This window comes from Waterburya agarophytonicola KI4, from assembly GCF_020640915.1.
GTDB classification, from domain to species: Bacteria; Cyanobacteriota; Cyanobacteriia; order Cyanobacteriales; family Xenococcaceae; genus Waterburya; species Waterburya agarophytonicola.
This window is the reverse complement of the sequence record NZ_JADWDC010000101.1, coordinates 1-10,841: the sequence shown is the minus strand read 5'-3', so window position 1 is coordinate 10,841 and position 10,841 is coordinate 1. Positions and strand designations below refer to the sequence as shown.

The window sequence follows — 10,841 nt, the reverse complement described above, 5'->3', positions numbered from 1 at the left end:
TTTTTTCTTACCGTATTTTCACTCTTTTAGCTACTTGTGTCAGGCAGCCAGCTCAACAGCAGTTAGTTAGCAACGAAGGTTTAGTTATTACACCAACAGTAACCATAGAAAATTGTCCTACATTGGATGTTATTTGCGTTCCTGGTGGAGGAGTAGGACAAGTTGAGGTAATGAAAGACAAGGGTATTCTCAATTTTTTAGAGAAGCAAGATGGCACTGCTCGATATATAACCAGTGTCTGTACGGGTTCGTTAATTTTGGCGGCAGCTAATTTGTTACAAGGTTATCAAGCTACTTGTCATTGGGCATTTCGAGAACAACTAAAAACACTAGGGGTTAAAGTTTCATCTGACAGAATAGCGATTGATCGCGATCGCATTACAGGTGCAGGAGTAACTTCTGGTATCGATCTGGCATTGACCTTGCTCAGTTTGCTTTGTGGTGAAGACATTGCAAAAATGGCTCAATTAATGATGGAATATCAACCTCAACCACCCTTCAACGCAGGAACGGCTGAAGCAGCAGGAGAAAAAATCGTCAAACCATTATTAGAACTTGGAAAACCACTTATTGAAGTATTTTGGCAACAAACACAAAAGATTGCACTACAAAATGATTCTAAAAAGGTTAAAGACAGCCTGTAGACTCTAGAGTTAACTCAATATTCCGAACGACGAATATTAAAACAACACCAGTCTTTTCTCTTCCACAATGCTGCCACTGTCCATCCATTCTGTTCCACAACATCAGCAATCATATCGGCTTGGCTTATCAATATTCCACTAAGAATTGCCCAGCTTTTGTCATGAGTTATTTGATTGAACTGAGGAAATAATTCGACAATGACATCAGCCAAAATATTGCAAACAACACCATCAAAAATTTCACCACTTTCAATCAGTTTTTCAATACTGCCATCAGCAACAATCAAACTATTACGTTCTATTTCATTTAGTTGACAATTGCTGCGACAAGTTTTGGTAGCCAAAGCATCAGTATCTACTGCATAAGCTTTCTTTGCTCCTAACAAAACTGCACCCAAGGATAAGATACCCGAACCACAGCCAAGATCGGCGATAGTTTGGGTTTCGGCATTGCTATATAACCGCATTTCTACCGACTCCAGACATAACTGGGTTGTGGGATGAGTTCCAGTACCAAAAGCAGCACCAGGATCTAATTTTAAAATTATTTTCTCAGAATCTTCAGGAGGGGTTTCCCAAGCGGGATAAATCAAAAAGCGATCGCCTATTTCTGCGGGTTGCCAATGTTGTTTCCAATTAGTTGCCCAATCTTCTTCGTCGATTAAATGCCATTTCGCTTCTGGGGTGGATACTTCTAGCAATTTTGCATCTTGCTCTAACCACAAAGACAAAGCTGCTAAGTCTAATAACTGAGTGCTAATTTCAGGAATATAAGTCCGAATTAAAATCTGTTCGTTCAAAGCAGATTGAGATTCAACATTGTTCTCATTTTCCCAAATTTTAATTTCGGTAGCCGTTCCCGAACAACCAAACTTTTCGAGTCGCCAAAAAACTGATTCTTCCATAACTGGCTCGCATTTTACGACGATCTCCCACCAACGATTAGACATGAATTTCCTTGAATTATGAATTATATAGGGACTATCTAAGTTGAACCATAGTGGTTTTCTAACTATTACCGTTTAACTCGATCGATCGTTAGTTTAGTTAGTTTAGTTTGATAACCTCTGACTTTTCACCACTTTATGCCAAGATTTTTACTCGATCCACTTTTTTAATTTGGTTCTATATTATAGTTTTCCCAATATTGCTAAATAATTTACGATTAGCGTAAATTGTCTTTGATTTTGTCTTTAACCAGTATCAATATCGCTCGAAAATAATGAAGTTGGCAAATACTCTTACCAACTTCGTTATCTGTTCATTGTTCAACAATTATCAATAGAGGAGATCTACCTTGACTAAACAGATAGTTTTACAGTGTAAGCATCTCTAATACCATCTACCTTAGTAATTTCTTGCAATATTCCTTCTGGTAAAGGATCGTCAAGACTAAGTACCATAACTGCTTCACCTCGCACGATTTTGCGACCGACTTGCATGCTAGCAATATTGACGTTATAGCTACCAAGAAGCGAGCCAATTTTGCCAATAATTCCTGGCATATCTCGATGGAGAGTAAATAACATGTGGTCATTTGGCGGAACGTTGATGGGAAATTCGTCTAAGTTGGTAATTCTAATTTCTCCTTCACTGAGCAAAGCACCTGTTACGGAATGTTTTCCGTTAGATCCTCGAGCTTCTACGTGTAACGAGCCTCCAGAATAGTCGCGAGTCGAGCTATCTTTAGTTTCAATCACTCTAATGCCCCTTTCTTGAGCTTCGAGCGCAGCATTGACATAATTTACCCGTTCTCTAAGAGCTTCAGATAACAAACCTTTGAGAGCCGCTACAATTATGGGCTGACTATCATTATTAGCCAATTCTCCCTGCAAACGAATATTGAGTTCGTCAATTCTTCCCCCAGCCAATTGACCAGCCATAGTTCCTAATGTTTCTGCCAATCTTAGATAGGGACGGAGTTTTTCCATCACATCGGGATTTAAACCAGGAATGTTAACCGCAGAACGTGCGGGTAGTCCTAGCAAAACATCTCTAATTTGCTCTGCTACATCGATCGCAACATTTACCTGCGCTTCGGCGGTAGATGCTCCTAAATGGGGCGTTAAAACCAAATTAGAACCAACTTCTGTCAAGGGTGATTCTCCTAAAGGTTCATTGGCATATACATCTAAAGCAGCACCGCCAATCTTACCTGCCTGTAGAGCTTCGGCGATCGCCGTTTCGTCAATAATACCACCGCGAGCGCAGTTGATAATTCTCACCTGAGGCTTCATTTTAGCCAATGCCTTAGCATTAATTAAATTCGCTGTTTCGGGAGTCTTGGGAATATGTAGCGTAATATAGTCAGATTCTTTAAATAATAAGTCTAGATCGACTAGGCTACAGCCCAATCTTTCGGCTCTTTCAGCGGAAACAAAGGGATCGTAAGCTAGCAATTTCATTTCCATTGCTCGTGCTACCTTTGCTACATGGGCGCCTATTTTACCCAAACCAACTACACCTAAAGTTTTCTTATAAACTTCATTTCCAACAAATTTTTTACGTTCCCACTTACCGTTTTTGACCGACTGATTGGCATCAGGAATCTGGCGAGATAATGCCAACATCATGGCGATAGCGTGTTCGGCGGCAGCAATCGTATTACCTTCTGGAGAGTTGACAACCACAATTCCATGGCGAGTAGCAGCCTTAACGTCAATGTTGTCTACCCCCACTCCCGCACGTCCAATAATTTTGAGGTTTGTCCCAGCCTGGATAACTTCTGCTGTTACTTTTGTACCCGATCGCAGCATTAAAGCATCATATTCGGGAATTATTTTGATTAATTCTTCTAAAGGTAGTTTGGTTTTAACATCTACTTCGGCTACCTGAGAGATAATATCGATACCAGCTTGATCGATAGGATCGGAGACGAGAACTTTTGCCATAGTCATGAATTGTAGTCTAATTCCCTTGAGTCTTAATTTTTCTATCTGTAAGCTTGTTCTAGATATATAAGCAAAATTTAATTCTTTACTAGTGACATAAAAGTCGGTCTTGAGAGCCAACAAATCGCCATTAATATTTGAGTTAAAAGCTTATGTATATAGACTTTCAGCTTACCACCCTTTACAGAGCAATTTTAAGTTAGCGCAGTAGATTATTGTAGGGGTAAAAGTAGCTTGAATTCTACAATCGTTAACAAGATTTTGGATTTACAACTCTACCTTAGCCATAACGCCATAACATTAAAATTACCGAACTTATTTTATTTTGAACTAAACTTTGTTAGGCAATAATTCCACTAAGCTTTCTAGTTTTTGGCGCAAGCTTACTAAGATATTTTTCCACCACGTTGGGGTGGCATTTTCCATCTCTGGTACTGAGTTTGAATCGATTTGAGGAACAGTAATAGCAATTTTATCCCCACTATTTTCTACTGATTCTGACTGGGTAATTTCAATGGTTGCTAGTGGTTTTGCTGAATCTGAGTTTTTTTGGTTAATGGTAATTATCTCTTTTGATTCCACTGCTGCCATTTTTTCTGCTAACTTATCTCGATCAGTCTTTGTTACTTCCTCCGCCTCTTCAGTTGCTGGAGCTGGAATTGTGACGGTTTGTTTCAATAGTTCATTGCTGGAGACTTCTTCAGTGTTTTTATTTTCAGTTAAGTTTGAGTTCTTCTGTTGCTCCTCTTCAAAAACAGAATTTGCTTTTGCAGAGCCAGGCTCAGACATCGTTTTTTTGCTTTCTACTTTAGTCATTTCTATCTCTGTTTTGTCTTCTATGGAGGCTTCTTCTATCGGTTCAATTGTCTTCTCCACAGCATCAGATTCGATAGATTTTGGTTCTTCTATCTCTACCGTTGGCTCAATAATTTCTGGCATACCTACTGGCTGAATATAGTAGTTTTGCTCGACTATAGACTGTGCTTCGGTCAAAGATATCTTATCTGTAACTAGTTTTCCTAGAGTATCTGTTTGTCGCGGATCGTAATTAATCACCCTAACCGTGTTATTGAAAGCATTTTCAATATTGTTTCCTTCCTCGTTAATTAATTCTAATTGAATCCAGTTTGCTCCCTCATTCAACCCCTTTAAATAAAAGGGTTGCCAGTTTTCAATGAAGAAACTATCCCCATTAACTGTGGCTTTAATTTTCCAATCCTCAAGATTGGGATCGCTTTGTGCAACGGAGTGTAATGGAGCGTTAGTGAGATAAAAGTCTAACAGAAATGGTTCTGCACTATATGTCCCAGTAGGACTGTTGTAGGTTAACAGAGGCAAATTGCGATCAGGACGATTATCATTAGTTTCCGTTAAAATGCTAAAGGTTCTTAGATCGTAGGCACCATCATTTTTAAAACTTTCTCCCCAAGGACGACAGGCAAAAACTCTAATTGTATGAGTTCCTGGAGTTAGGTTTTCTAGCACAACTGGCTGGGTAAGATCGTATATTAGCTTTGATGGCTCATTATCTAAAATTAAATTGAGATGATTGCCCAGCTTTAATTTGTCGTCGTTGAACAGGGTTAGATCTTCAACTTCTAGCTGAATACTAATGGTTGCTCGATCAAATATCTGTTCTTTTTGAGGAGAAACAATTTTAACTTTAGGAGTATATTTTTCTAGCTGTCTATCTAACTCTTTGATAATTTTTGGTGTTGGTGTTTCTGCAAGATTGCCATTAGTAACATTAAATGACTTGGTGTTATTCCCGATTGAAGAATTCCCTGTGCTAACCTGTCCGCAACTTACTAGATAAGTCAAACAGAATAATAATAAGCAGAATTTAATAATTTTCATTGATATATATCTATAACTGCAATCGAGTCAGCAAATTAAAATTTTAAATTTGACTCGAATCAATCCTTTACTATTACTAAATTACATCAGGTAAGAGATGATTTTGCGACAAAGGTTTTATTGCTATTTGTAAAGATAATTTGTGTTTTGTATACTTTTACCGAAAAACTCTGGACGTGGAAACCTTGCCAAATCAATAATCTCATCCATTTAAAATTTTGTTAAGCTTTACCCTTGTTCGGCAGATCTGGGACTTAAGATCATATACAGTAATGCCTGTAGCTCGAACTTTATTTTTGAAGGAAAAGCTAGCTAAGGTTATATAAAAAGCAGTGGTTTTCACTCTTGTTTTTTACATAATAAGTACCTATTCGTAATGAATAGGAACATCTAATCTAAAATCTATTGCCCTGAGAGGAGAATCCTCATGACAATCAGTCCTCAAAAAGAAGAGGCGAAAGTCAAGGTAACAGTTGATGTAGATCCAGTTCCAACTTCTTTCGAGAAGTGGGGCAAGCCAGGTCACTTTGACCGAACTTTAGCCAGAGGTCCTAAGACTACCACCTGGATTTGGAATCTTCACGCTGATGCTCATGATTTTGACAGTCATACCAGTGACTTAGAAGATATTTCGCGAAAAATATTTAGCGCGCACTTTGGTCATTTAGCAGTGGTCTTCGTTTGGTTAAGCGGAATGTATTTCCACGGAGCCCGTTTTTCCAACTATGAAGCTTGGTTAAGCGACCCCACAGTTATCAAACCTAGCGCGCAAGTAGTCTGGCCAATCGTTGGTCAAGGAATTTTAAATGGTGATGTAGGCGGTGGCTTCCACGGAATTCAAATAACCTCGGGGTTATTTTACCTGTGGAGAGCTTCTGGATTCACTAATAGCTATCAGTTATACTGCACTGCTATCGGTGGATTAGTGATGGCAGGCCTAATGATCTTTGCGGGTTGGTTTCACTACCACAAAAGAGCTCCCAAATTAGAATGGTTCCAGAACGTGGAATCAATGATGAACCACCATTTGTCTGGTTTGTTAGGTTTGGGCTCTCTAGGTTGGGCTGGACACCAAATTCACGTATCTCTACCAATTAACAAATTGTTAGATGCGGGAGTAGCTCCAGCAGACATTCCTCTACCCCATGAGTTCATTTTGAACGGTGGTAGCAAGATGGCGGAACTCTATCCTAGTTTCTCTGAAGGGTTGAGACCTTTCTTCACGCTTAACTGGGGTGTATATTCCGACTTCTTGACCTTCAAAGGTGGTTTGAACCCTGTAACAGGTGGATTATGGCTGTCCGATAGCGCACACCATCACTTAGCGATCGCAGTACTGTTTATTATTGCTGGTCATATGTACCGTACCAACTTTGGTATTGGTCACAGCATGAAAGAAATTTTAGACGGTCATCAAGGCGATCCTTTGTTATTTGGCGGAAAAGGACACCAGGGGCTATATGAAGTTCTGACAACTTCTTGGCACGCCCAATTGTCTTTGAACTTGGCAATGCTTGGTTCTTTAACAATTATTGTGGCTCAGCATATGTATGCTATGCCACCTTATCCTTACATGGCGATCGATTATCCTACTCAATTAGGTGTATTCACTCACCATATGTGGATTGGTGCATTCTTAATTGTTGGTGCAGGAGCCCACGCTGCTATTTATATGGTGCGTGACTACGACCCAGCCAAGAATGTAGATAATGCGATTGATCGCGTTTTGCGCGTTCGCGATGCGATTATATCTCACCTTAATTGGGTCTGTATTTTCCTAGGCTTCCATAGCTTTGGTCTATACATTCACAATGACACTATGAGAGCTTTGGGTCGTCCCCAAGATATGTTCTCGGATTCAGCAATTCAGCTACAACCCATTTTTGCTCAGTGGATACAAGGTATTCATGCTGCGGCACCTGGAAATACCGCTCCTACAGCAATGGAAACCGTTAGCCATGCTTTCGGTGGTGGTGTAGTAGCAGTTGGTGGAAAAGTAGCAATGATGCCTATCACTTTAGGTACTGCTGACTTTATGATTCACCATATTCACGCATTTACCATTCACGTAACAGCTTTGATTCTGTTAAAAGGTGTTCTCTACGCTCGTAGTTCCCGCCTAGTTCCAGATAAAGGCAATCTAGGATTCCGCTTCCCTTGTGACGGTCCTGGTCGTGGTGGTACTTGTCAAGTATCGGGTTGGGATCATGTCTTCTTAGGCTTGTTCTGGATGTACAATTCCATCTCTGTAGTTCTTTTCCACTTTAGTTGGAAAATGCAGTCCGATGTTTGGGGGACAGTTTCTCCAGATGGTACGGTGTCTCATATAACTGCTGGTAACTTCGCTCAAAGTGCAATCACTATTAACGGCTGGTTACGTGACTTCTTGTGGGCGCAAGCTTCTCAAGTGATCAACAGCTACGGTTCTGCTGCATCTGCTTATGGAATTATGTTCCTGGCAGGTCACTTTATCTTCGCTTTCAGTCTCATGTTCCTATTTAGCGGACGTGGCTATTGGCAAGAGTTGATCGAGTCAATTGTTTGGGCTCATAACAAACTTAAAGTAGCTCCAGCTATCCAACCTCGTGCTTTGAGTATTACTCAAGGTCGTGCAGTAGGCGTAGCTCACTATCTACTAGGTGGAATTGTTACTACCTGGGCATTCTTCCACGCAAGGACGCTAATGTTCTAAACAATTCACCTCATGCCAATCTTTCAAGGTGGCTAAAGCTATAAGTTGAAGCTGTCTTGCAAGATTGGTTGGCACAACTATAAGCTCGAACTATAGTTTGAGTTTATCAACAGTAAAAAAAACTCAACGGCGAAAAATATAAGTCTCGTGGCTTAATTGTGAACCGTGTTTTAATAAAATTACTACCAAAGAATATTAAATATTGTAGGTAGTAATAAAAAGCCAAAAATGAGTGGCAAATAATAGCAATATTAATCTCATTTTTCACCCTACAGGAGAATTCTACCCATAACCTATGGCAACTAAATTCCCGAAATTTAGCCAGGATCTCGCCCAAGACCCGACTACTCGTCGGATCTGGTACGGAATTGCCACAGCTCATGATTTTGAGCTTCATGATGGTATGACTGAAGAAAATCTTTACCAGAAGATTTTCGCCTCTCATTTTGGTCATATTGCAATCATCTTTTTGTGGACTTCCGGTACTCTGTTCCATGTAGCTTGGCAAGGTAACTTTGAACAGTGGATAAAAGATCCTTTAAACACTAGCCCTATCGCCCATGCGATTTGGGATCCTCACTTTGGGAAAGGTGCGATCGATGCATTTACCCAAGGTGGTGCTTCCAGCCCAGTAAACATTGCCTATTCTGGTGTTTACCACTGGTTTTATACCATTGGTATGACTAGTAACCAAGAACTATATCAAGGATCTATTTTCCTACTGATTCTTGCAACTATATTCTTGTTTGCTGGTTGGTTGCACTTGCAGCCCAAATTCCGTCCTAGCTTGGCTTGGTTCAAAAATGCTGAATCTCGCCTCAACCACCATCTAGCTGGTTTGTTTGGGGTAAGTTCTTTGGCATGGACTGGACACCTAGTTCACGTTGCTATTCCCGAATCTCGCGGACAGCACGTCGGTTGGGATAACTTCCTTTCTACTCCTCCTCATCCCGCAGGTTTAGGGCCATTTTTTAGCCTTAACTGGGGTGTATACGCTCAGAATCCCGATACTGCTGGTCATGTATTTGGAACTTCTGAGGGAGCAGGAACAGCTATCTTAACTTTCTTAGGTGGTTTCCATCCTCAAACTGAGTCTCTCTGGTTGACAGATATTGCTCATCACCATTTGGCGATCGCAGTTATCTTCATCATTGCTGGTCATATGTACCGTACTAACTTTGGTATCGGTCATGACATGAAAACAATCATGGAAGCTCACAATCCACCTCAAGGTACTCCCTTTGGTGGCATGATTGGTGCTGGACACAAAGGAATGTATGACACTTACAACAATTCTTTGCACTTCCAATTGGGATGGCACTTGGCTTGTTTGGGTGTAATTACCTCCTTGGTAGCACAGCATATGTATTCCATGCCTTCTTACGCATTTATTGCTAGGGATTACACAACTCAAGCAGCTTTATATACTCACCACCAATATATTGCTGGATTCCTAATGGTTGGCGCGTTTGCTCACGGTGCGATCTTCTTAGTCAGGGATTACGATCCTGAAGCTAACAAAGATAACGTGCTTTATAGAATGCTGGAGCATAAAGAAGCATTGATTTCTCACTTAAGTTGGGTATCTTTGTTCCTTGGTTTCCATACCTTGAGTTTGTATGTACATAACGACGTAGTAGTTGCTTTTGGTACCCCTGAAAAGCAAATCTTGATTGAACCTGTATTCGCTCAGTTCGTTCAAGCTGCCTCAGGTAAAGCTCTTTATGGCATGGATACTTTGTTGTCTAACCCTGATAGTATCGCTCAAACCGGTGCAGCTTGGTTGCCTGGTTGGTTAGATGCGATCAACAGTGGAACTAACTCTTTGTTCCTCACCATTGGTCCTGGGGACTTCTTGGTACACCATGCGATCGCTTTGGGACTACACACCACTACTTTGATTCTTGTCAAAGGTGCTTTAGACGCACGTGGTTCTAAACTAATGCCCGACAAGAAAGACTTCGGTTTTGCTTTCCCTTGTGATGGTCCTGGTCGTGGCGGTACTTGTGACATCTCTGCTTGGGATTCCTTCTACCTAGCTATGTTCTGGATGCTCAACACTCTGGGCTGGCTGACTTTCTACTGGCATTGGAAACACCTCGGTATTTGGCAGGGTAATGTTGCTCAGTTCAACGAAAACTCCACTTACCTCATGGGTTGGTTCCGCGATTATCTCTGGGCGAACTCCGCACAACTAATCAATGGTTATAACCCTTATGGTGTAAATAACCTATCTGTTTGGGCTTGGATGTTCTTATTCGGACACCTAGTTTGGGCGACTGGTTTCATGTTCCTCATCTCTTGGCGTGGTTACTGGCAAGAGTTGATCGAAACTATTGTTTGGGCGCACGAGCGTACTCCTCTAGCTAACCTAGTTCGCTGGAAAGACAAGCCTGTTGCTCTTTCAATCGTTCAAGCTCGTGTAGTTGGTCTAGCTCACTTTACGGTGGGTTACATACTGACTTATGCAGCCTTCTTAATTGCTTCTACTGCTGGTAAGTTCGGTTAGCAATATCCGTAATTTACTCTGTACTTAAGTAATTAGCTCCCCTACCTTCGGGTGGGGGATTTTTTTGTTTACCGAAAGGACGGGAGTCGAGAAAGCCAACGCGGTTTCAGACTAAATCCGATTGACAAAAGTAGCTTAAAATTAAGATAAAAACTAATAAATCAAACTAACTAAACCTTAGTAAAGCTCGTATATCATTGAAAGCAATAATGATGCAACCTTAGAAGAATTATGTGAATTACTTCAGA

General features: G+C 40.8%; 6 protein-coding genes. 3 read left to right on the top strand and 3 right to left on the bottom strand.

Features of this window, described 5'->3' with window-relative positions:
- On the top strand, positions 1–644 hold a 644-nt coding region (locus tag I4641_RS22180), incomplete at its 5' end, for a DJ-1/PfpI family protein (RefSeq protein ID WP_229642768.1).
- A 14-nt stretch (positions 645–658) separates the two neighbouring features.
- Here the strand turns inward: I4641_RS22180 and prmA are convergent.
- The 3 genes from prmA to I4641_RS22165 all read right to left on the bottom strand — a co-directional run bounded on the left by prmA (position 659) and on the right by I4641_RS22165 (position 5,392).
- The gene (prmA, locus tag I4641_RS22175) at positions 659–1,594 is read right to left on the bottom strand and encodes a 50S ribosomal protein L11 methyltransferase (protein WP_229642767.1); all 936 of its coding nucleotides are present in this window, start codon (positions 1,592–1,594) and stop codon (positions 659–661) included.
- Between the two features lie 351 nt (positions 1,595–1,945).
- A complete protein-coding gene (serA, locus tag I4641_RS22170; RefSeq protein WP_229642766.1) occupies positions 1,946–3,535 on the bottom strand; it encodes a phosphoglycerate dehydrogenase in 1,590 nt (529 codons plus the stop codon).
- A 330-nt stretch (positions 3,536–3,865) separates the two neighbouring features.
- Positions 3,866–5,392 carry a hypothetical protein gene (locus I4641_RS22165; protein ID WP_229642765.1) on the bottom strand — a complete coding sequence of 509 codons (1,527 nt, stop codon included), beginning with the start codon at positions 5,390–5,392 and terminating at the stop codon, positions 3,866–3,868.
- 427 nt (positions 5,393–5,819) lie between these two features.
- Here I4641_RS22165 and psaA point away from each other — a divergent pair, with 427 nt between their 5' ends.
- Both psaA and psaB read left to right on the top strand, forming a co-directional pair.
- Positions 5,820–8,084: a photosystem I core protein PsaA gene (gene psaA / locus I4641_RS22160; protein WP_229642764.1), complete on the top strand. Its 2,265-nt coding sequence runs from the start codon at positions 5,820–5,822 to the stop codon at positions 8,082–8,084.
- 295 nt (positions 8,085–8,379) lie between these two features.
- Complete coding sequence (gene psaB / locus I4641_RS22155; RefSeq protein ID WP_229642763.1) at positions 8,380–10,593, top strand: photosystem I core protein PsaB; 2,214 nt, start codon at positions 8,380–8,382, stop codon at positions 10,591–10,593.
- Positions 10,594–10,841 lie beyond the last annotated feature (248 nt).

Bases quoted from the DNA above. Each gene is read 5' to 3' on its own strand.
- serA (WP_229642766.1), bottom strand. From the start codon at position 3,535: ATGGCAAAAGTTCTCGTCTCCGATCCTATCGATCAAGCTGGTATCGAT.
- psaA (WP_229642764.1), top strand. From the start codon at position 5,820: ATGACAATCAGTCCTCAAAAAGAAGAGGCGAAAGTCAAGGTAACAGTT.
- prmA (WP_229642767.1), bottom strand. From the start codon at position 1,594: ATGTCTAATCGTTGGTGGGAGATCGTCGTAAAATGCGAGCCAGTTATG.
- psaB (WP_229642763.1), top strand. From the start codon at position 8,380: ATGGCAACTAAATTCCCGAAATTTAGCCAGGATCTCGCCCAAGACCCG.
- I4641_RS22165 (WP_229642765.1), bottom strand. From the start codon at position 5,392: ATGAAAATTATTAAATTCTGCTTATTATTATTCTGTTTGACTTATCTA.